General features: G+C 46.4%; 18 protein-coding genes and 3 tRNA genes. 14 read left to right on the plus strand and 7 right to left on the minus strand.

The genetic code is table 11. The features are described from left to right. Positions 1–13: 13 nt before the first annotated feature. Positions 14–934, plus strand: a complete 921-nt coding sequence (locus HXT56_RS00930) for a PHP domain-containing protein (protein WP_421778207.1) — start codon at positions 14–16, stop codon at positions 932–934. Between the two features lie 701 nt (positions 935–1,635). On the opposite strand, the gene HXT56_RS00935 is transcribed toward HXT56_RS00930, so the two are convergent. Then, positions 1,636–1,854: a DUF3107 family protein gene (locus HXT56_RS00935; protein ID WP_421778208.1), complete on the minus strand. Its 219-nt coding sequence runs from the start codon at positions 1,852–1,854 to the stop codon at positions 1,636–1,638. Between the two features lie 97 nt (positions 1,855–1,951). Continuing rightward, on the minus strand, positions 1,952–3,604 hold the full coding sequence (locus HXT56_RS00940; protein ID WP_421778516.1) for a phosphotransferase: 1,653 nt from the start codon (positions 3,602–3,604) through the stop codon (positions 1,952–1,954). A gap of 227 nt (positions 3,605–3,831) precedes the next feature. Between HXT56_RS00940 and HXT56_RS00945 the strand changes: the two genes are divergently transcribed. After that, positions 3,832–5,343, plus strand: a complete 1,512-nt coding sequence (locus tag HXT56_RS00945; RefSeq protein WP_116712342.1) for an ATP-dependent helicase — start codon at positions 3,832–3,834, stop codon at positions 5,341–5,343. 213 nt (positions 5,344–5,556) lie between these two features. Here HXT56_RS00945 and HXT56_RS00950 read toward each other — a convergent pair whose 3' ends face one another. Next, entirely contained in the window at positions 5,557–7,338 is a 1,782-nt protein-coding gene (locus HXT56_RS00950; protein WP_421778209.1) for a zinc-dependent metalloprotease, read from the minus strand. 191 nt (positions 7,339–7,529) lie between these two features. On the opposite strand from HXT56_RS00950, the gene HXT56_RS00955 reads away from it, so the two are divergent. Beyond that, entirely contained in the window at positions 7,530–8,417 is an 888-nt protein-coding gene (locus HXT56_RS00955) for a PDZ domain-containing protein (RefSeq protein ID WP_421778517.1), read from the plus strand. A 113-nt stretch (positions 8,418–8,530) separates the two neighbouring features. Here HXT56_RS00955 and HXT56_RS00960 read toward each other — a convergent pair. Continuing rightward, positions 8,531–8,604: transfer RNA gene (locus tag HXT56_RS00960), tRNA-Val, on the minus strand. Positions 8,605–8,726: 122 nt separating this feature from the next. Here HXT56_RS00960 and HXT56_RS00965 point away from each other — a divergent pair. The 3 genes from HXT56_RS00965 (at position 8,727) to HXT56_RS00975 (ending at position 12,000) form a co-directional block, all read left to right on the plus strand. Then, on the plus strand, positions 8,727–10,328 hold the full coding sequence (locus HXT56_RS00965) for a cell division protein DivIVA (protein WP_421778210.1): 1,602 nt from the start codon (positions 8,727–8,729) through the stop codon (positions 10,326–10,328). Positions 10,329–10,456: 128 nt separating this feature from the next. Then, positions 10,457–11,203, plus strand: coding sequence for a DNA repair protein RecO (gene recO / locus HXT56_RS00970; RefSeq protein WP_421778211.1), 747 nt, complete (start codon positions 10,457–10,459; stop codon positions 11,201–11,203). Between the two features lie 2 nt (positions 11,204–11,205). Beyond that, positions 11,206–12,000, plus strand: a complete 795-nt coding sequence (locus HXT56_RS00975) for an isoprenyl transferase (RefSeq protein ID WP_116712338.1) — start codon at positions 11,206–11,208, stop codon at positions 11,998–12,000. A 17-nt stretch (positions 12,001–12,017) separates the two neighbouring features. Here the strand turns inward: HXT56_RS00975 and HXT56_RS00980 are convergent, their stop codons facing one another. Both HXT56_RS00980 and HXT56_RS00985 read right to left on the minus strand, forming a co-directional pair. Further along, on the minus strand, positions 12,018–13,250 hold the full coding sequence (locus tag HXT56_RS00980) for a M20 family metallopeptidase (RefSeq protein WP_421778212.1): 1,233 nt from the start codon (positions 13,248–13,250) through the stop codon (positions 12,018–12,020). A gap of 64 nt (positions 13,251–13,314) precedes the next feature. Continuing rightward, positions 13,315–13,692, minus strand: coding sequence for an MTH1187 family thiamine-binding protein (locus tag HXT56_RS00985; RefSeq protein WP_116712336.1), 378 nt, complete (start codon positions 13,690–13,692; stop codon positions 13,315–13,317). Positions 13,693–14,475: 783 nt separating this feature from the next. Between HXT56_RS00985 and HXT56_RS00990 the strand changes: the two genes are divergently transcribed. The 8 genes from HXT56_RS00990 to HXT56_RS01025 all read left to right on the plus strand — a co-directional run bounded on the left by HXT56_RS00990 (position 14,476) and on the right by HXT56_RS01025 (position 21,674). Beyond that, entirely contained in the window at positions 14,476–15,996 is a 1,521-nt protein-coding gene (locus HXT56_RS00990; RefSeq protein WP_421778213.1) for a glycine--tRNA ligase, read from the plus strand. A gap of 205 nt (positions 15,997–16,201) precedes the next feature. Further along, complete coding sequence (gene dusB, locus HXT56_RS00995) at positions 16,202–17,386, plus strand: tRNA dihydrouridine synthase DusB (protein ID WP_421778214.1); 1,185 nt, start codon at positions 16,202–16,204, stop codon at positions 17,384–17,386. 225 nt (positions 17,387–17,611) lie between these two features. Beyond that, positions 17,612–18,826: a cell division protein FtsZ gene (gene ftsZ, locus HXT56_RS01000; RefSeq protein WP_421778215.1), complete on the plus strand. Its 1,215-nt coding sequence runs from the start codon at positions 17,612–17,614 to the stop codon at positions 18,824–18,826. Positions 18,827–18,850: 24 nt separating this feature from the next. Next, the gene (locus HXT56_RS01005; protein WP_116712332.1) at positions 18,851–19,315 is read left to right on the plus strand and encodes a cell division protein SepF; all 465 of its coding nucleotides are present in this window, start codon (positions 18,851–18,853) and stop codon (positions 19,313–19,315) included. 162 nt (positions 19,316–19,477) lie between these two features. After that, positions 19,478–20,311 carry a tRNA (guanosine(46)-N7)-methyltransferase TrmB gene (gene trmB, locus HXT56_RS01010; protein ID WP_250310007.1) on the plus strand — a complete coding sequence of 278 codons (834 nt, stop codon included), beginning with the start codon at positions 19,478–19,480 and terminating at the stop codon, positions 20,309–20,311. Positions 20,312–20,443: 132 nt separating this feature from the next. Then, a tRNA-Glu gene (locus HXT56_RS01015) sits at positions 20,444–20,515 on the plus strand. Positions 20,516–20,809: 294 nt separating this feature from the next. Continuing rightward, positions 20,810–21,490, plus strand: a complete 681-nt coding sequence (locus HXT56_RS01020) for an ECF transporter S component (protein ID WP_116712330.1) — start codon at positions 20,810–20,812, stop codon at positions 21,488–21,490. Between the two features lie 110 nt (positions 21,491–21,600). Next, positions 21,601–21,674, plus strand: a tRNA-Ile gene (locus tag HXT56_RS01025). 63 nt (positions 21,675–21,737) lie between these two features. Here HXT56_RS01025 and HXT56_RS01030 read toward each other — a convergent pair. Then, positions 21,738–22,634: a carbohydrate kinase family protein gene (locus HXT56_RS01030; protein ID WP_116712329.1), complete on the minus strand. Its 897-nt coding sequence runs from the start codon at positions 22,632–22,634 to the stop codon at positions 21,738–21,740. Positions 22,635–22,786: the final 152 nt, after the last annotated feature.

Consider the following 22,786-nt stretch of genomic DNA (forward strand, 5'->3'; position numbering starts at 1 on the left):
TTACGATAATTATATGACTGTAATAAGCAATACTACGGCATACTCAGCTGGTTCTTACAATGCCGTTCAAAAAGCCGGCTGGGATTTGCATTGTCACACGGTGTATTCTGATGGCACTGCCACTCCAGAAGAACTGGTGCAGCAGGCCAGTTCCCTTGGTTTGCAAGGAGTTGCTATTACGGATCACGATACTACCGCGGGTTGGAGCGATTTCCGTAAAGCTGCGGATGCTGCGAGTTTGCCAGTATTGTTTGGTTCAGAGATTACTGCTGAGGATGCAGGCGTGTTTGTGCATATGCTCGCGTACCAGTACAATCCTCAAGACCTGTATTTAATGGATATGTTTGCGCTCACTCGTAAGCGTCGCTTTGAACGCACTAAGCGCATGGTTGAGCGTATGTCGCATGATTTTCCGATCACATGGAACGATGTGTTGGCTCAGGCTAAGCATGGTGATTTAACTACGCTTGGTCGTCCTCATATTGCAGATGCGTTGGTTTGCGCTGGAGTTTGCAAGACGCGTTCTGAGGCTTTTGCTGGCCCCGTTTCGCCTTGCAGTCCTTACTATATTCCTACTCCTTCACCGAATGTTCGCGAGGTAATTGCTGCTGTTAAACATGCTGGTGGCGTGATTGGTATTGCGCATCCGGCTGATTATAGTCGTAATGCGCGTTTGCTTTCAGACGAGCAGATTATTACGTTTGCACGTGCGGGACTTGATTGTTTGGAAGTGTATCATCGCGGAAATTCGTGCAACCAGCGTCAGCGTTTGCTCGCTTTAGCAAGACAGTACGATTTGTTGGTTACGGGCGGTTCGGATTGGCATGGTACCGGTAAGCCGAACCGCTTGGGGGAAGAAACAACAAGCCGCGACGTAGTATCCGAAATACTATCGCGCGGTTTTAAAAATACTGCAACATTAAGAGCATATTGATTAGAGAATACTAGCATTAGTGCTCTGCAGACGTTGAGTTTTGTTGATTAGAAGACACTAGCATCATTGCTACTGCATACACCACGCCAAACCAATTTTTTTTTCGTACCAACCGCAGCTTAGTTGCGCAACTTTAGTTGCACTCAGCAAACCACGCACTTTCGCAACTTTTTGCACGAGCCTATGAGTTTTGTGTTAAAGATTATTAACTTAGAGTCTAAAGAAATTTCGAGCAGAGTGCTAAAAGAGGACTAGGCGCATTGACTTGCCGGAGCGCTTAAAGCGTAGCGCGCGTAGGCACTTCAATGCGGAAACTCGCTTAAGTTGGAAGTCCGGGGGACTTCCAACGCGAGTTTCGCGAGCGAGCGTAATAAAACGCGAGCGTCTCATTACGAACAATTAAGAACAGAGCGACGAAGGACTGGGCGCGACGACCTGCTTGAGCGCAGCATTGCGCGCGCGAAAGCAACTCGGAGCGTGAGCTTGCTCAAAGTTGAAAGCACGGGGTGCTTTCAACGCAAGCTCAGCAGCGAGTACACACAAAGTGTACGAGCGTTGTATGCGATGCTGAAATTTCTTTAGACTCATCAAAGCAACAATCTAAAACATCAATCAAAACTCATAGACGAAAGCCAAGAATCTTGCAAAATAAAAGCGCGAGAAGCGAAAATCGCAAACTCGCGCAAATCAAGCTGTTATCCTTAATGTAAAGCGCCGAAGCCGACTGCGTGCTTTGGAGTGTCTCCAATAAGTGCGTAAGACAGAGATGACGCTGGCATGATAATGGTGCGGTTGTTTACGTCCTTAAATTCGAACATTTCCTGCGCACTGTTAATTATTGCGCGTACTTCATCCGCATTTTGGTTCGTTTCAAAGTCGATTGAGTCGGAAATGTTTTTCACGCCTAATACCACTCGCATATCTGCTCCTTACTTTTGATATTTTCCTGGTAACTTATTTTTCGTATCGCACGTATTGTATTTGTATTGCTTATTTTTTTGAAGTTTGTTCGTAAGTTTACTTGCTAAGCCCTGATTGCGCATCTTTCATTGCCTGCTCCTCGCGCTCGAGTAGAGGAATGATTACGGTTTCTGGTTTATCGTCGTCCGATTTGTCGGATGCGATAACGTTATTTGCGCTGCTTGCGTTTTCAGCTTCGCGAACTTCGCTTGCATTACTTTCGTTTGTGCTACTGTCGTTTACGTTACTTTCGCTTGCAGTACTTTCGCTTGCAGTACTTTCGCTAGTCGACTTGGCTTTGTTGGTTATTGTTTGTGCAATAGTTTCCGCCGTTTCGTGCGAACTATGGGAAGATTCAATGTGAGTAATAACTTGCGTTGCTGTATCGTCGGCAAGTTTTGCGGCTTCCTGAGCTTCAGCAACATTTGATACGTTCGTGCCGGCGTATTGCACATTGCGCTCGTGAGTATCGTCGTTTAATGTCACGTTGCGTTCGGCGGTAGTGTCGCTCGCGTACTGATTATTGTGGCTTGTGCTGTTTTCTACTGTGATATCGCGTTCGTCAGTTTCGTCGGTTTGAACAGTTCCCGTGTTATTTTTCGCAGCAGATTCCGCAGCTTGCCTGTTTCTTGCGTTATCTCTTTCCAACAAGGTGCCAACGGTAATAGTTGACGCTGGCATATTTGTGCCATTACCAGCTTTTGTTGAATGAGCGTGGCTAATTCTTGTTAATTCGTGTGCTAAACGCTCAACCTGTGCCTTAAACCGCATAATTCCGTTTGTATCGGCACGTTGCAATGCCTGCAGGAAATCGCCGACCTGCTCCATTTGCAGCCACAAGTTTGCGCGTAGCATAATCAGGCTATCGAGCCTTGAACCCATGATTCTACCGTATGCGGAGAGTACGGCATTGCGGCGCTGTTCATTCAGTTTGGCAAAAATCCAAGCCAAATCGCGTGCAGGATCGTTAATTTGCATACCTTGCCAATTCGTAATGGCTGTAATAGTGGAGCCTGCAAACAGCAAATCTCCATCTACAAAACCACCGTGAACAGGGCACGTATCAAATGACCACAATCCTTCAGTTTCTAATACTTTAGACCAGCTGTCAGTGATTTCTGTAGGAATGTGCCCGGCTTGGCGAAGTCTTTTAATCCAGCCGGTTAATTGCGCGCGAATTTGGCCGGTAGTGAAAGCTGGATACTTTCCTCGCGTTATAAACGTTGGACGTAAACGGTGAATTGCGCCAATAGCAGTGCCTACGTTTGCGCAGTCATCTGTAGTAAGCAGTCTCAAATCACGAGCGCTTCCTTCGAGATGTTCGCTAACTAGGATAGTTGGATCATCGTCATCGTTTGCGATAAGACTTGACATGTTTTGCATTGGCTGAGCCGCGCCATCTTCATTACCGCTGTCATTTGTGTGATTATTTGCGGCTGCTTTGTCGGTTTCGTTACGTTTTCCTGGAATAAACGTGAGCATCGTATCGTATGCGAATCCCAATGCTGCTAAATCTTTGCTGTGCTGCAGCGTCCATGCTGCGCGAGCGCGATCGTGTAAGCGTTTGCGGCCTTTGTCTTCTGAACTAATGAAAATGTCGTAAAGTTTACCGGAAACGTCTTGCACAACGGCGTGAGAAATCCCCGCGGCTGTATCAGTGTTGTTAACCTGCTCGCTGCGGCGCGTTCCTGCAAACTGTACTTCGGGCATGGCTGCAGATGCCAGTGCTGCCAACTTAAATCTACTGAGTTGTGTCACACTCCCACAGTAATACAAAGCGCCGAAATTTGCCGTGTTTTACGCTGTTAAACAGGCATTTTTTAGTTGCGTATGTCGTAGTTTATTTGGGGAGGATTATTTAGGAAAGAGGGGGAAGACTTATCCACATATTTTCTATGTTGTTGTAAAAGCGTCGGCTTTGCTGCGACAATAGTGGTATGAGTTTTTCGCCAGAAGCGTTATTAGAGGGCTTAGATGATTCGCAACGTGCGGCTGCAATGGCAGTAGAGGGGCCAGTGCGCATAATAGCTTGCGCTGGAGCTGGTAAAACGCGCACTATTACGCGTCGAATTGCGTATGCGTGCGCAATGGGGAAGTGGGATCCGAGCCGGGTTCTTGCTGTTACATTTTCGGTAAAAGCTGCGTCAGAAATGCGTTCCAGGCTTGCGGCACTTGGAGTTGCGGATGGTGCTGCAATTGCAACTTTTCACTCTGCGGCTTTGCAGCAAATTCGAAGCGTATGGGACGATGTTTGCACTGCGCCGTTCCCGGATATTATGAACGATGCTCAGCATACTATTGCTGCTGCTCTCAATAGATATCCTGATTTTGCTATGATGACGGCTTTGCAGGCGCGCGATATTATGGCGGAAATTAATTGGGCAAAGGTTTCGCTTATCGCTCCAGACGATTACATGCGTGTCTGTGCCGCAACACACCGTACACCTCCTGCAGGATTAGAAGCGCAGCAATTTGTCGATGTGTATGAGGCTTACGAAATTGAAAAAAATGCGCGTAATTGCATTGATTTTAACGATATTTTATTGCTTGCCTGCCATATTTTGCGAACTTTTCCGGAAGCTGCTCGACGTATTCGTCAAACTATTGGCTGGATTACAGTGGATGAGTATCAGGACGTTTCACCCTTGCAACACGAACTGTTGCGTTTGTGGATGGGCGAAAATCGCGATATTTGCGTAGTTGGCGATCCTGCGCAAACTATCTACTCTTTTGCCGGCGCAAGCAGTTATGATTTGCTTGCTTTTCCGCAAGAATTTGCTCCGGTTAGTGCTGATATTAGTTTGGATACAGATTACCGTTCCACCGAACGTATTATAGGTCTTGCAAATCGCGTACTTGCCGCTTCGCCGTATAAACGTGATTATGTAAAGGTAAAAGCTGTGAGTAAGGGTGGTTCGCGTGTTACGCAACAGGTTTTTGCTACGGATATCGACGAAGCGTTGGGAGTGGCACAGCAGATTGCAAAATTGGTTAGTAGTGGAGTTGCGACGCCTGGGGAGTGTGCGGTACTGACTCGTACGAATGCTCAGCAGCAGGTGATTTGTAGCGCGTTAACATCGTTAAAAGTGCCGTATCGTGTGCGAAAAGACGTGGGTTGGCAAAAAAATGTGCTCGACGCGAGTGGTGTTGTGACTGGTGCTGCGAGTGGTGACGTTGGTGAGACGGAGGGTGGTGCTTCCGTATCTACGGTAACAATATCTACGATTCATGCTGTTAAAGGTTTGGAATTTGAGCATGTTTACGTAGTAGGTTGCTCGGAAGGGCTTATTCCGTTCGGTTCTTCCTCCTCGCAAGAGTCGCTAGAAGAAGAGCGCAGGCTTATGTACGTGGCGGTGACGCGTGCGGAAAAGACGTTGCATCTTTCTTACGCGCTACGCAAAGATAACGGCATGGGTATGAATCGTACACCGAGCCGCTTCTTGGCTTAATTCCGACATTTTCTGTGCACGCTTGTAAAGAAATAATCGCTTTTCATCCAGATTTCGACATTTTCTGTACACGCTTGTAACGAAACTGTCGCTTTTCATCCAGATTTCGACATTTTCTGTACACGCTTGTAAAGAAACTGTCACTTTTTGCCGAAATAACGTTATTTTATTTACGCGACTGTAAAGAAAATGTCGCTTTAGTTGCGTGATAGATTATTTAGCCTGGTTTTCTGTACTTCCGCTTCCGTCACTTCCGTCACTTCCGTCGCTTCCGTCGGTTCCGTCGGTTCCGTCGGTTCCGTCGGTTCCGTCGCTTCCGTTATTCTCGCCCGAGTTTTTTCTTTGTTCCTTTTGGCGCGCGTCCTCTTCTAGTAACTTGCTAAGTTCAGCATCCCAATCATTTACGCCTAAATCGTCTTCTGTTAATTTTTCAAAAGATTTTTCGACATTAGTATTTTTGGTACTGCCAGTAGCACTTTCGTTATTATCTTTATTATCGTTACTTTCGCTACTTTTTTCAGATTTTTCAGTAGATTGATTAGATTGGTTTTCTGCAATGCTTTCCTTAGTATTTCCAGCACTTTCCGTAGTACTCTCCGTAAAGCTACCGGCATCTTCTGCTATATCTTCTACCGAAATTTTAGTAGTATTTTTGCCACTAGCTTCCTTCGTAACTTCATTCGTATTTTCTGGCAAAATTGGCAACAAATCTGGGTGACTCCACAAACTATCGCGCTCTTCAACGCCACGTTCGCGCGTTAACTTCTCCCACAACTGCGTTGCTTCACGCATGCGACGAGGACGCAAGTGCAAACCGAGCAGCGATTCAAAAGTGACTTCTGCCGGACCTCCCGCTGCGCGCTCGCGTCGTATCATTTCGCGCAACTGTTCAATATGTGTTACGTGAGCCATTCCTGCCTGCCAGGTGACGCAATCAACCCAGCCTTCAACTAGTGCTAGAAGCGTTTCTAAACTGTGCAATGCTTGACGCTGCTCTTCAGAATCATTACTGCCAATATTTTGCAGATTCACCGCTCCAGAAATAGCTTCCGGATTCATAGCATCCACGTCTCGGAGCTGTTCTTCCATAGCATCCAAATCGATACTAATTCCATTTGCATACTTAATAATTAGTGACTCAAAACGAGGCATCAACCACGGAACTTCCGCAAACAATCGCGCGTGGGCTGCTTCTCGCAAAGCGAGGTAGTTCATAACTTCGGTAATATCAAGTTCCCAAACTTTTGCGTATTCAATGCAATTGTAAGGAATCAAACCGCCTGCAGGATTTTGCAACAACGCAAGTCCTTGATCGAAGCTTCCGTGCACTTCGTGAGATAACGCGCCGGCTGCCTGACCAAGTTGCATAGCAAACGAAGTGTTACCTAATAGTTTCATAAGTTGTGCCGGATTATTCATTCCCTCCGGCAACGGAATCGGCACTACGCCTGCAAATAACCCTGCTACTTCAGCATTGTCAACGTCATGGAATCGTTCTGCAATAACGGAAGTAAATGCTTCGTTCACAGATTTTGCTACTGGATTGGCAAACTTTACCCACGCGCCCAAGGTTTCTTTTACCCAGTCAGCTCGCGATAGTATAGCTGGAGTTCCCGGGGCAGGGTTGAATTTGCAAGTGATATCGAGCCACAAGTTTGCTTGGCTTAGCGCGCGTCGAGCCGCATCTGCAACCTCAGCGTTAACGCTTCCTTGATCTCCTGTTGCGTTTTGTAAAGCAATAGATTGAGCAAGTTTGCGATTAATAGGCCCTTCTTCAAGCGTCGCCTCCATTTCGTGAGGATTATTAAGTCCTCCTGCACTGAAAGCTTGCATCATATTGCGCACTTCATCCGGCTTTGGAAGCTTGTCGGGACTTTGGCTCATGAGTTGTTCGCGTAGCTCAAAAGGCAATTGTTCAAGTTGATTCCACGCTTCTTCGCCCTGTATTGGCCCGAAGCATTCAATAAGCCATTGGTGAATTGCGTCATCGTTCATGAGTGTGTCCTTCTTGCTTACAAGAGCAGGTAACGCCAGTTCGCTTAAGCGTTCCGCTTGGTGTGCCTATCTGCCTAATAGCATCCATTCTACTCGGTGTTATGGTTTTTGTTTGAAGGTCTTGTTGTGCTTTTTAGAGGGGTTGTGTCATGATACAAAGCATGCCTGGGTTTTCTGCAGTTATTACTACGATGCATGCTTTTGTGTGTAAAAGTGTACCAAATTTTTTACGTCGTGTTGTGCGTAAGATTTCGGACTACATTGATTCACATTCTTTTCGTTATTTTGCAGGCTTTTTTATGGTTCTCGTAGCGTTGTTTGCGCTTACTTTGCCGAGTGCTTACGTTGTGGAATCGCCTGGGCCTACTCAAGATGTGTTGGGTAAGATATCTGGTTCTCCGGTAATCCGTATCAGTGGTGAAGGTGTGAAGGAGCATCGCGATACCGGTAAGTTGCTTATGCTTACAGTGAGCACTTCCGGAGTCCCAGGTTACGAGGTGCCGACGTTATATGCGCTTACTTCGTGGATGAATCCTCATCGTGAACTTATTCCTCGCGAGGCAGTGGTGCCTGTTGGACAAACTGCAGACGCGTACGAGAAGGAATCTACGCACGAGATGGACGATTCCCAAAACGTTGCTCAACGTGTTGCGTTACGGTATGCTGCTGAACATCTTGGCATACGCAATACGAAAGTGAAGGTGCGTTTGCGTATTGAAGATATCGGTGGACCGTCTGCAGGAATGATGTACACGTTGGGAATTCTCGATAAGTTAACGCCAGCGAATGAAACGGGCGGTAAGACTATAGCTGGTACTGGCACCATTGAAAAATCGCAAAAAGTTGGTGCTATTGGTGGTATTCGTTTAAAAATGATTGCAGCTCGGCGAGACGGTGCTACTTGGTTCTTGGCTCCTCAAGATAATTGCGACGAAGTAGTGGGGCATGTGCCTGCTGGTTTGCGTGTGGTGAGGGTGAATACGATTGATGAGGCTTATAAAGCATTGAAAACTATCGGTTCCGGTCATAATGTAGCAGCACTGCCAAATTGCAATGTGAAGCGGAATATGCACAAATAACGATTAAATTAATTAAATATAGAAACAATCCAAAATAATAATTAGACTAATTAAACTAATTAAATAAAGAAAAAATAACTAAAATTTAACCAAGAGGAAAGAAAAACCAAACGTGGGCGATGAGGGACTCGAACCCCCGACATCCACCGTGTAAAGGTGGCGCTCTAGCCAGCTGAGCTAATCGCCCGTTTCGCAACAAAGTAAAAACATACAGGAAGGTATGTACGAATCAGTTTACGCGTGGCGCGCGTCGTAACAATCGCGTACAGTATACTGAATAAGAATATCTGCTCAGGAGGTTGGTAGTCGATGGCTCAGAAACCTGATACCGCTCGCAATGCTTCGGGGATGGAGCGTGTCGGTAAACGTAAATTAGGCTATAACGTAGCGCAGGTAGATGCTTTTTTGGAGCGTGCGCATGCGTTGTATGAAAGCGATGATATTAGACTTACTCAGCAAGATATTCAGGACGTTTCTTTCGATTTAGAACATGATGGTTACGTGATTGGCCAGGTTGATGCTGCCTTGTCGCGTTTGGAGAGAGCAGTAGTAGATAAGTGCACGCAGCATGATCTTTCCAAGTGTGGTCGCGTGGTATGGAAAGCACAAGCCGACGCTTTGTATCGCAAATTATTGCAGCATGCTCAGCGTGACTATCGTGAACGTTTTGCTAGTGGTATTCCTCATCGTCCGTCGTATTCGCGCAAGCAAGTGGATATTATGGTCGATCAAGCGCTTGATAAAATTGCCAATATGCTCGGTCATAAGCTGGAATGGGAAACGGATGATGATACATTGCAGACTATTGATGCGATGTATGTGTCTAACGTGATTTTTACTCAGTGCACTGGTAAGCGCGGCTATGATGAGCGTCAGGTTGATTATTACTTGGGCACTTGCGTTCGTTTGCTCAGCAGTTTGGAATCTTTTGAACGCATTGCTCAATATGTCGATATCGACAGTAAGGTGCCGGCGTTCGCCGCTCATAATACTGTGTCACATACTCGCGCTGCGGTTGATACTAATCACACAACGGAATCTAAGAATCAGAGCGCACCTTCATTTGCGCCGGAGCCGGTTGCAACTATGTCAGCAACGGTAACCTCTGCGGCTGCAGCTGATGCGGCTGATTCTATGGCTGCTGAGGCTTCTGAAGTGGCTTCTAAAGTGGCTTCTAAGGCGGCTCAGCCTACGCAAACTTCCACAATTCCTCACGTTCCAGATTACGATAAGCAGAGTATTTTTACCCCTGTTGACTACGTAAACCAAGGTTCTGAAGATTCGTTTGAGGCTTTGCGTCAATCTGAGCGTTCTATTTTCACTCCACATACTGCTGCGGGTGTGCCATCAAATATGCTTGACGACAACACAGACAGTAATGATGAGCTGGTGCAGAGTGCAACTGTGTTACACAATGTTTCAGAGAATAATCACGCTTCTGTTGAATCGGTAGATGCTGCTGATTATGCTCCTTTGCCTCCAGCGTTCCCTCCAGTAGTGCATCGTCATGCTGCCACAGCGTCGCATCGCGATGTTGATGATCAAGTTGCGTCTTCTGCTATTCCTTCGTTCCCTCCTGCGTTGCGTGAAGCGAGTGCAAGCGCGTCTCAGGCTGCAGCGGATACTGCTTACGGAAATCAAGCTCCTGTGGTTTCTTCAGCTCCTGTGGCCCCAATATTCCCGGTAGCGTCAGCACATGAGGATGCTTCTCATACTGGCGCATCATCTAAGTCTTCTTCCTACGACATGCCGATTCTCAATGTGCAACCAAGCAAGCCTTTGAACTTGGATATTCCAGATCTTTCCTTCCCGATTATGGGCCATGTTGACGAATCAAGCCTATTTGATAATGCGCAAGATATTGCACAAGAAGACGATGATGACGCAACTGGCGAGCATCCTTTGCAATAATCGTGCTCGAATTGTATTCGTTTAGTTGCTGTTTCTTGCGGCGTTGCGAAAGCTACGAAAATTGCGAAAATGTGGAAGGTTTCGTAGCTACGCAAGCCAGCGCGAAGTAGTTATTTGGTTGTGAAAGCATGCCGGTGTATCGCGATGAAGCTGTAGTGCTTCGTACGTTCCCTCTAGGTGAGGCCGATAGGATTGTCATATTGCTCACCAAAAAACACGGTAAAGTTCGTGCTGTTGCCAAAGGTGTGCGGCGTCTTAAATCGCGTTTTGGTGGTCGTCTTGAGCCTCTTATGCGAGTGGACGTACTTCTTGCGCAAGGAAAGTCGCTTGACGTTGTGTCTCAGGCTGTGTCTGTAGCAGCATACGCTGGCGAAATTTGCGCTGATTATACTCTGTATGAGTATGCTAGCGTCATATTGGAAGTCGTAGATGCGTTAGTTTCCAACGAATATACAGATGAGTACGTGCGCGAATTTCAAGATACACAGGGGCAGTATAATCTTCTCATTGCTGCATTGTCGTCGCTTGCGAAAAGAAAGCACGCTCCCGACGCCATAGGATTATCGTACGTATTGCGAGCTATGTCTTTGGCTGGTTGGTCGCCACGTTTAACAACTTGCGTAGTTTGCGGAAAAACTGAGGAATTATGCTATATTTCGCCCGCTGCCGGTGGTGTTATGTGCGCATTGGATCATACTCCAGAGTCGATTTTGTGCGACGATAATACGCGTCTTCAACTATATGCACTTGCGCAGGGGGATTGGCCGTCTCTTGACAATGTTTCTCTCGCTTCTTCCACGCTTTACTTGATTCAGCAGTGGGCTGAATATTATCTTGAGCGTCCAATTCGTTCACTGGGGTTGTTACATTCTTAAGTATGGCTTTTGAAAACGTGGATTATACGTCGCTTAATATTCCGGCGGCACCTTTTAGTGACCCTTCTCGCATACCAGATTTTCCTAAGGGCAAGGTTCCTCGCCATGTTGGCGTGATTATGGACGGCAATGGTCGTTGGGCTAAAGAGCGCGGAATGATTCGCACGGAAGGCCACAAGGCCGCAGAACCCGTTGTCTTTGACACTATTGCCGGTGCTATTGAAGCGGGAGTGCGCTACTTGAGCCTGTACACGTTTTCTACGGAAAATTGGAAGCGCTCGCCGCAAGAAGTGCGCTTTTTAATGGGATTTTCTCGGGATATTATTCACCGCAGGGTTGCGCAAATGAACGAGTGGGGAGTACGTGTGCGTTGGGCTGGTCGTCGCCCGCGTTTGTGGAAGTCTGTTATTGACGAGTTGGAAAAAGCGCAGGAAATTACGAAGAACAACACAACTATCGACGTTGTATTTTGTTTGAATTACGGTGGTCGCGCGGAAATTGCGGATGCGTGTGCCGAAATTGCTAAAGAAATTCGTGACGGAAAAATTAAAGGTGATCGTGTCACTGAAAAAATGATTGCTGATCACTTATATAATCCGGATATTCCAGATTGCGATTTGGTTATTCGTACTTCTGGCGAGCAGCGTACCAGCAACTTTTTGCCTTGGCAAGCGTCCTACGCGGAGCTTGATTTTGTGCCGGAACTCTTTCCGGATTATGGCCGCGAAGCGCTGTGGAGGTCAATTGACCGTTATGCGCATCGCGACCGACGTTTTGGCGGCGTAAAAAATGCCTAGTATCCCACTAAGATTTATTACTTTTCGCTAGCGAGCCAAGCGCAAGCTGCTACAACTGCAGCTTCTAATCCGCGATTAAGAGTGGGCTGCAAATCTGGGGCGAATGCCGGATTGTGATTTCCAGGAGCATTCTGCATATCCGCAAAACCACCTAAGCCCCAGTAAGCGTAAGGAGTTTTAAAAGTGTTCGCGATTATAGAAAAATCTTCCGAAGCAGAAGCGCGCGAAATATCTACAGAATCTTCTCCAAAGTATTCATCAAAAGCTTTACGCACGCGCAAAGATGCATTCTGATCATTATTCGTAAGCGGATAGCGATCATAATACGTAAACTCTGGTTCTTTAGGACATCTTGCAAGCTCGCACTCTCCACGCACAATTCGTTCAATAGCATTGTGCACAAATTCTTGAGTATCTTCGCTATAAGTTCTTGTGTTAATTAAAAGCTCGGCATCATCAGGAATAATATTCGACTTACTTCCTGCATTAAGCGCGCCAACTGTAACAATTGCGTAATCTTTAGCTGCAAGTTCGCGAGAAACAATCGTCTGCAATTTAAGCACAATTGATGAAGCAACAACCACCGGGTCAACGCTCAACTCAGGCATAGAACCATGCGAACCTTTACCAAAAATGTGCACGCGAATCGAAGCTGCAGTAGTTAAGAACGCGCCCGGACGAATACCGATTGTTCCTGCAGGAATAGCACCCAACACATGCTGACCAAGGTAAACGTCGGGCTTTGCGATCATGCTCGTAATGCCATTTTCTACCAAGTCTTTTGCGCCTTGAGCTGTTTCTTCTCCAGGCTGAAAAACGCCAATGTACGTTCCTCTCCAAGCATCTTTATGTTCATTAAAAGCCTTCAAGGCATCAAGTAGGCTGGAAATATGAAAATCGTGACCGCAAGCGTGTGAAACTCCAACCGTTTTGCCATTTTCGTCTTGCGTGCTAACTGTTGAAGTGTAATCTTTTCCTGAATTTTCTTTAATTGGAAGCGCATCAATATCCGCTCTCATAGCAACAACAGGACCTTCGCCGTTTTTAATCTCTGCCACAACGCCTGTTTTTCCAACTCGCTTTGTTTCAATCCCAGCTTTGCAAAGAATATCAATAATTGTTTGAGCTGTATGATTTTCTTTCATTGACAGTTCAGGATGTTGATGAAAGTATTTGTATTGTTTTTCTCGTTCTGCTTGGGTTTCATCTAAATCGGATAATATTTTCTGAACTGCCGTAAGTTGCAGCATAAATTCCTGCTTTCTTTTGTTTTATTATAACTTTTTTGAGTTTTGAGATTATTTGATTTCAGTTTTATTCTTCTTTATTTCGTTCTTCGAGAATCTTATCTACAAGTGCGGCTTTTGCGTCAATTTGATTGCTAAAGCCGGGGCGAATGTCTAACTTGAGGATTACTCCCGTGCGGTATCCTTTGTTAACTAATGTCATCGTAGCGTCACGAACAACGCGCATAACGTCGTCAAATTCGCCCTCAATATTGGTAAACATAGCGTTTGTTTCGTTTTTCAACCCAGAATCGCGAATAACTTTCACAGCGTCCGCAACGTATTCGCTCAACTCGTCGCCAACTCCGCTCGGAGCAATGCATAACGCCGCAACCGTGTTAGTTTTGTGAGCGTCTGTGTTGTTACTTGTATTCTCGTTTGTATTCTCGCTATTATTTTCACTCATAGTAACAATCCTTTTAAAATCGTAATCTTACGCAAATTTACCAAAACAATGTAACGTCAAACAATGCGTCAACAAACCTATAGTTTATATTACTATTTGTTTGGTGTGGCGCGAGTTTTGCGCGACGACCTGCTTTCGCGCAGCATTGCGCGCGCGAAGGCAACTCGGAGCGTGAGCTTGCTCAAGTTGAAAGCACGGTGTGCTTTCAACGCAAGCTCAGTAGCGAGCGCGTTACCCGCGCGAGCGTTCCTTCTCTCCTCGCACGTCCCGTCCTTCGTCGCTCTGGTTGTTAAAGGTTTTTATGTCTGCTTTGTTCTTTATGAATGTTGCTTCCTCAGTCCTCTTTTAGTGCTCGTAGAGAAATCCCCCTAAACTCTGCGTGCTAATCGTTAATAACCGTGTCTATCGCCGAGATTTTTCGATTTTTCTTCTTCGCTCGACTTGTCAGTAGCCTTCGGCTCTGCGCGACGACCTGCCGAAGCGCTCAAAGCGTAGCGCGCGAAGGCAACTCGGAGCGGAAACTCGCTTAAGTTGGAAGTCCAGTGGACTTCTAACGCGAGTTTCGTAGCGAGCGCGTCGCAATCCGCGCGAGCGTCCTTCGCTCAGCGCGAAAAATCTCAAATCTCTACCACACTAATATCCACACGACCAAATGACGACGCAATTAAGATGCAATACAAACTATAAATTTGTGTTATTTCGATAATTTTACAAGCGTCACAGGGTTTTTCTATAATAGCAACGTTTTCACCCGAATTTTCTAGTTTTACGAAAAGGTGTATTGTGGCTGTTTCAAAGCTTGATGAAGTCGTGTCCTTGGCTAAGCGTCGAGGTTTTGTGTTCCCAGCTGGCGAAATTTACGGTGGCACGCGCTCTGCGTGGGATTATGGTCCGTTGGGCGTTGCGTTGAAGGATAATATCAAGCGCGAATGGTGGCGTTACATGGTGACCACGCGCGGCGATGTTGTTGGTGTGGATACTTCTGTTATTTTGCCTTCTGAAGTTTGGGTTGCTTCCGGCCACGTTTCCGTGTTCAACGATCCTTTAATCGAGTGCTTGAACTGCCATAAGCGTCATCGTGCAGACAAGTTGGAAGAGTCGTATGCGGAAAAGCACGGCGACAAAATGCCTGAAAACGGTTTGAAAGACATTGTTTGCCCAGATTGCGGCACCCGCGGAAACTGGACGGAACCACGCGATTTCAACATGATGCTTCGTACGCATTTAGGCCCTGTTGAAGACGAAAACAGCCTGCACTATTTGCGTCCAGAAACAGCTCAGGGTATTTTCGTCGACTTTAAGAACGTCATGACTTCTACTCGCCAAAAGCCGCCTTTTGGTATTGCAAATATCGGTAAGTCTTTCCGTAACGAAATTACGCCAGGAAACTTTATTTTCCGCACTCGTGAGTTTGAGCAGATGGAAATGGAGTTCTTCGTAGAGCCTGGAACTGACGAAGCCTGGCATCAGTATTGGATTGACACTCGCGTACGCTGGTACGTTGATTTGGGTGTGAAGCCTGAGAATTTGCGCATGTACGAGCATCCTAAAGAGAAGCTCAGCCACTATTCCAAGCGTACTGTCGATATTGAATACAAATTCGGCTTCCAAGGTTCGGATTGGGGAGAGCTTGAGGGTATTGCAAACCGTACTGACTACGATTTGTCTGCTCATGCTAAGCATTCCGGCGAGGATTTGAGCTACTTTAACCAGGCTACTGGCGAAAAGTATGTGCCTTACGTTATTGAGCCTGCGGCTGGTCTTACCCGCTCGCTTATGGCATTCTTGGTCGATGCTTACGACGTTGACGAAGCTCCAAACACTAAGGGTGGCGTTGATAAGCGTACTGTTCTTCGACTTGACCCTCGTTTGGCTCCTGTGAAGGCTGCTGTTTTGCCATTGAGCAAGAAGCCAGAATTGCAAGCTATTGCTCAAGATTTGGCTGCTGAACTTCGCCAGCACGATTGGACGATTGACTACGATGAGGCCGGTGCTATTGGTCGTCGTTACCGTCGTGAAGACGAAATTGGCACGCCTTTGTGCGTAACAGTTGACTTCGATACTTTGGAAGATCACGCTGTTACTATTCGCGAGCGCGACACAATGCAGCAGGAGCGCGTTTCTTTGGACAAGGTTGCAGACTACGTTGCTAGCCGTATTAACGAAAAGCGCGTTAAGTATCCGCAAGGTCCTGTTGAAATCGTTGGTACTCGCGCAGCTGACGGTGCCACGGATGTTGCCAAAGAAACAGGCGAAGATGAATCTCAGCCGGTGAAAATTGCTCAAGCTGGCGGTTTGTACTAAAGCGCCCGTGCACGAGCAAGGTATTAGCTCAATCAAGTGTAAATATAAATTGTAAATATAAATTGTAAATAAGTGGACGTGACTTTATGCATGATTTGCATAAGGTTACGTCCTCTTTAATGTTCTCTTTAATATTCTATTTAATTTCGTAAGCGTGACGATAAGCGTCAATGTTTGCCAATCTTTACAAAGGAAAGATGCGCGTATGCAGGAAAACGAAACTGGTGTCGACAATAATACTTTCGCCATCAAACCAGTAGATTTAGGAAAGATTCATGTTTCCACTCCTGTGGTTCTTTCTCCTATGGCAGGTATTACTAATTGGCCTTTTCGCGCAATTTGTCGCGAATTTGGTCCCGACGGCCTGTACGTAGCTGAAATGATTACTGCTCGCGCATTGGCGGCTCGTAATCCTAAAGCGTTGCGTTTATGCCGTTTCGCGCCGAGTGAGAAGGTTCGTTCGTTACAACTATACGGTGTGAATCCTGCTATTGTTGAGCAGGCTGCTCGAATCGTTGTCGACGAAAATATGGCAGATCACGTTGACTTAAACTTTGGTTGCCCGGTACCAAAGGTGACACGTAGGGGTGGCGGATCTGCTCTTCCTTGGAAAACTGACTTGCTGCAAGAAATTTTGCATCGTGTTGTTTCAGTTTGTGAACCGGTAGGAATCCCGGTTACTGCTAAATTCCGTGTTGGTATCGACGAGAGTCACGAAACGTTTATGGAAGCTGGCCATATTGCGCAGGAGGAAGGTTGCGCAGCAGTAACTTTGCACGCTAGAACTACGTCTGAATATTACGGTGGTCATTCCGATTGGCAGCGTATTGGTGAATTAGTGCAGGCTCTTAGTATTCCCGTTTTTGGTAACGGCGATATTTGGGGTGCTGAAGATGCGCTCGCAATGTTTAAGGAAACTGGTTGCGCTGGTGTGGCTATTGGTCGCGGTTGTCAGGGGCGTCCTTGGATTTTTGCTGATATTCGCAATGCTTGCGAGGGCAGTAGTGAGCGTGTTAACCCAACTCTTGCGGAGGTTGGTTCCGTAATTTTGCGCCATTTGCAGTTGCTTGTTGAGTTTTATGATGGTGATGAGCGTATGGCAGTGCACGATTTGCGTAAGCATGTTGCTTGGTATTTGAAAGGTTTCCCAGTTGGTGGGGGCACTCGTAAAGCTTTTATGGAGTGCGAGTCGATTGCGGATGTTCAACGCAATCTCAACATGCTTGACGGTTCGTTGCGTTTGCCTGAACAGTTGTTAGACACGCCGCGTGGCCGTGTGCGTTTCGCTAAGAAGGTTCATTTGCCTTACGGTTGGCTTGATAGTCGAACGACGAGTCACGAAGAACGTGAGCTGCTATTTGGTGACGACCCTATGGATGCAAGTTACTAGTTTTTTCTAGGGTTTTGTACGTTTAGTTTGTTGGTTGCGAATTCAAATTTTTATTATTAAACGGCGTAATTGCGATAAAAACTTGAGCTAGCGCGTATTTGCGTATGGTCCGGTGTATTATCGAAGCAGTGACATTTTTTCAGTTTTTATTGTTAAAACGTCGTCAATATCGAGCGTTTTGCGCTAGAATGTTGCGTAAACGTGCGTGAGTGACAGGAGACAACGGTGAGCGAGATTGCCCAGACTGACAATTTCAACGACAAGACCATTATCAAGGTAGTCGGCGTCGGTGGTGCCGGCGGTAACGCCGTCAATCGGATGATCACCGAGGGTTTACAGAATGTAGAATTCGTAGCAATTAACACTGATGCTAAGGATTTGTTGCGTTCTGACGCTGATGTAAAGATTTCATTATCTGATGCTTCAAGCCGAGGCCTCGGCGCTGGTGCTGACCCTGAAAAGGGAGCGAAGGCTGCACAAGATCATCAATCTGATATTGAGGAAGCACTCAAGGGTGCCGATATGGTATTCGTGACTTGTGGCGAAGGTGGTGGCACAGGAACGGGTGCAAGCCCTATTGTGGCGCGTGCTGCACATCAGCAGGGTGCTTTGACTATTGCGGTGGTTACGCGTCCATTCAGCTTTGAAGGCCCGCAGCGTGCTGCGTCTGCAAAGCTCGGCATTGAGAATCTTCGCAATGAAGTTGATGCTTTGATTGTGATTCCTAATGATCGTTTGTTGGAAATTTCTGATAGAACGATTGGTATTATTGATGCGTTCAAGACTGCTGATACTGCACTTCTTGCTGGCGTGCAGGGTATTACGGACTTAATCACTACGAATTCTTACATTCATGTTGATTTCTCCGATGTTACCGCCATTTTGCGTGGTGCTGGTACCGCTTTGTTTGGCATTGGTTCCGCTAAGGGCGAAGATCGTGCTACGCAGGCAGCTGAGATTGCTATCAGCTCCCCATTGCTGGAAGAAAGCATTGAGGGTGCGCATGGTGCTTTGATTAACATCGCTGGTCCAAGTGATTTGAAGCTTCAGGAAGCGTCTGCTGCTACTGAGCTTGTGCGTAAGGCTATTCATCCAGAAGCACAAATTATTTGGGGTCTTTCGTTGGATGATTCATACGGAGATGAAGTACGCGTAACTGTTATTGCTGCAGGTTTTGATGCTCATCCTAAAGCTGAAGAGTCTGCGAAGGCTGGGCAATTTGTCGATATGCAAGCAGATGTGAAGCCTGTAGCTCCAGCTAAGTCTACTTCTCCTGTGACTCCGGAAGCTCCTGCAACTGTTCAGCAGCCTGCTCAAGCGTCGGTGCCTTCGATGTTTGATACTGCAGTGCATCAGCAGTATTCAGCTGCTCCAATGGATACTCAAACTCAAGCTGCTGTCGAGCCAGACGAGTTAGATATTCCTGATTTTCTGCGTTAAGAGTAACGAGAGGAGGGCTACTTCATGGCTGGTTTTATGAAGAACGTGATGTCATACGTTGGCATGGCGGATGTGCCGGAAGATGATGATTATACCGAAACTGAAGCTCCAGAGACTTCATTCGATAACGATCATTCAGTAACTCCTGTTGTGTCGCAGCATAATGAGGAATCGCGTTCTGGTGTTGCTTCTGCTAGAGCTAGCATGAATCGTATGAGCCGTATCACTACCATTCACCCAAAGTCTTATGATGATGCGCAAATGGTTGGTCGTGCTTTACGAGATGGTGTTCCGGTTGTGTTGAATCTAACTGGAGTTACCGAATCAGTAGCGTATCGTATTGTTGACTTCTCTGCTGGAGTGGTGTTTGGCGTGCGCGGTTCGATTGAGCGAGTTACGCCTCGAGTATTCTTACTCAGCCCAGCGCAAGTAAATATCAAAGTAGAGGATACTCCGACTGCTAATTCTGCACGCGACTTGTTCTCTTAAGGATTTTGTTTATAAATAAAATTAATTAAGCAGCGTTTGCGTAACAGCTTTCGCTGCTTTTTTATACTTTTTGGTAGCATAAAAGCGATACATACGCGTATGACTAAAATCATGCGACTGTTAAAAACTAAAGGCGCGCAGCCGAATAACGAAAGTAATCTAATGAGCAGTGAAAATGAAAACGAAAACACTACGCAAGCCAAGCAACGCACTGTATTGTCGTTTGTACGTCGTTCTGGACGCTTAGATGAGCGTTTACAGCATGCTCAGGAGCGTTACGCAAGTCAGTACCTATTAGACGTTAATAAAGCTCCTGGCTCCTTTAGATTACGGGAAGATTTGCTCATTACGCCTGAATGGATTAAAGATACTTGGGGCAATAATAATCCGCTTATTGTTGAAATTGGTTCCGGACAGGGCGAAAACATTGTTGCAGCAGCCGAACGTCTTCCGGAAACTAACTTTTTAGCGCTTGAAGTTTATGATCCAGGCGTAGCTCATACAATGCTTCTTGCTGGAAAGCAAGGTTTAACTAATCTTCGTATTGCGAAAATTAACGCTCCTGATTTCTTCGTAGCTTGCGATTTAGGAGTTTTAGAAGAGGTTTGGACTTTCTTCCCGGATCCATGGCCTAAAATGCGTCACCACAAGCGTCGTATCGTGCAACCAGAGCTTGCCTCTACAATACATAGGGCATTGCGTGAAGATGGTATGTGGCGCATTGCTACGGATATTGAGGATTATGCTTTGCACGTGCACGAAGTTATGGATTCTCGCGAAGATTTCGCGAATGTTGGCGAATTGAAAGTAAGTCTTCCAACTGAGCACGTTGGAAAAGGTACAGCCGACACTGCATCTGTCCTTCCGCACGCAGAGTTTAGCGAATCTGAGCGTTTTGCTGGTCGCGTTCTTACGAATTTTGAGCGCAAAGGCTTGGAGGCTGGTCGCACTATTCACGACTTCACCTACCGCGCATTAGTGCTTTGCGAACGCTGAGTATTCTTGCCTAGCGAACACTAGCATTCGCGCTGCTGCACACACCACACCAAACCCAATCTTCCCATCCGCAACACGCCGTGAGTTGCGTGCTGCTTTCCAGAATGTTAATATCATATGGTTTGGTTCGAAGCCCCCTTCGTCTAACGGTTAGGACACCAGACTTTCAATCTGACAACAAGAGTTCGACTCTCTTAGGGGGTACAAGTTATAGCGCCGCTCAGTTTTGGGCGGCGTTTTTGTTAATTTTCCTGCCGCTTACGGCGATTGCACCGTTTATCCTTGCCCTTGCCTTTGCCCTGAACTATTTTGACTCAGCCTTATATTTTTTCTATAGGTTGTTATTACTTTTTCCAATGTTATGAATTCCACAACGTGTGTGTTGATTTTTCTGTAAAGTGCTAAACTTGCTCGTTGGCGCTTCTGCCCGGGCTGCGCAGGTCGGGGAGCGCTCTGGTGAGTTATACAATGCGCGGCAGTTTAAGATAAGGATCGCTCATGAGTGATATTTTCAATAATGATAAAGGTGACATTAATTCAACAACTTCTGTATCAGATTATGCACAAACGCAGGAAGCTGAGGAGCTTTCGGTTGCTGCGAACTACCGTTGGCGTGTGGCAGATATCGCTTTGGGATCTGCTCTTGCTGCCGTTTTTGGTGTTATTTTGTGTGGCTACGGCTTGGTGTTTATTCCGATTATTCGTACGTTGAACGCTGCTGTACTCCCTGGTTTTGCGAGTATTACTCACGGTGTGTGGTATTTGTCCGGAACACTTGCTGTGTTGCTTATTCGTAAGCCTGGTTCTGCGGTGTATGTGAATGTGGTGGCTGCGCTTATTCAGGTGCTTCTTGGTTCTCCGTTCTCGTTCACTGGTACTGTTATTTCTGCTTTGATGCAGGGTGTGTTTGCGGAGATTCCGTTCTTGATTTTCCGTTTGCGTAAGTTTAATTTGACGTTGAGTATTGTTTCTGGTGTACTTGTTGCGCTTGAGTATGGTGTGTTCTTAACGTTTACTAAGTATCAGGCAAAGGCTCCTTCTTATATCACTGTGCACATGATTACGGAGCTTATTAGTGGCTTCTTGCTTTCTGGTGTACTGGTGTGGTTTGTGTATTTGGCTTTGCGCGCAACTGGTGCTCTTGATAACTTTTCATCTGGACGCTCTGACCGAGCTTGAAATCATTGGGATTTCAAGCTCCTTCAGACTAGGCAAGCTCAAAAATTCGACTCACTGAGTTGGCGACGTTTATGGGTATGTGCTAATCTAGCTGTTGCCGGTTACGGCGTGGGGCTTTAGCTCAGTCGGTTAGAGCAGCGGACTCATAATCCGTCGGTCCAGGGTTCAAGCCCCTGAGGCCCCACTAAAAAAGCGCCACTTCACTACGTTTGGTGAGGTGGCGCTTTATTTGTTACTTACTTCTGTACTATTTTCCAGCTTTCGCAAGATAATCTGGTATCTGCTTAGGGTATTGAGGCCATGCACCTTCTTTAGTGCACACGAATGCTGCCGTATTCACTGCAGCGCGGTGAGCCTCCTTTAGTGATTCCCCTCTGAGAATATGTGTAGCGAATACGCCAGAAAATGCGTCTCCAGCTCCTACAGTATCAATAATGTCAACATGCGGGGTAGGTATAGTAGAACTTTCGCCAGTGCTGGTAATAATCGTGCTGAAGGTCGAGCCACCTGTAAGAATCACATAATCAAGTCCGTAGCGTGCCTGGAACCATTTGCAAGCTTCGTCGTCGGAGGTGTCGCGAATATTGAACATGTCACGCAGTAGGAACAATTCGGAATCGTTAAGCTTAAAAACGGTCGCTTCCTGCAAAAGCGTATCAATGAGATCCTTAGAATAATGGTCGCTGCGAATGTTGATGTCAAAGAACTTCATAGCTCCAGGCTTAGTATGCTTCAATAATTGAAGAATAGTGTCGTGAGTTTCTTGCGAACGAAGGCTAAGAGTTCCGAAGCATACGGCATCAGCCCGTTCTACTAAGTCGATAAGTTCTCGAGTGTAAAGAATGTGGTCCCATGCTATGTTTCGCAAAATAGTATATTCTGGAATTCCGTTTTTCAGTGCTATTTCCACAGTGCTTGTTGGCCATGCGTTGCGCTGAATAATTGAGGTGATTCCGGCCTTGTTTACTCTGTCAATCAGTTCATCTCCGAGCTGATCTTGGCCGACTGCGCTAATCATGCAGCTTTGCGCGCCGTGGCATTGTGCGTGATATGCAAAATTTGCTGGCGCTCCGCCGACGCGTTTTCCGTGGGGAAGTAAGTCCCATAACAGTTCGCCGAGTGAAAGAACAATTGGCTTAGACATAACATTCCTTTCGAGCGCATCAGTGCAGCAAACTGATAGTGTTGCGTAGCATAAGCTGTCAGTTTCGTAACAGTTAGGTGCGTAAAATTATGCGTGTAAACTATTACATAAACAATTATGGTGCGCCCTTACGATAAAGCAACATGCGTTAT

The sequence above is a fragment of the Gardnerella nova genome (genome assembly GCF_049244055.1).
In the GTDB taxonomy this organism is placed as follows: Bacteria; Actinomycetota; Actinomycetes; order Actinomycetales; family Bifidobacteriaceae; genus Bifidobacterium; species Bifidobacterium vaginale_H.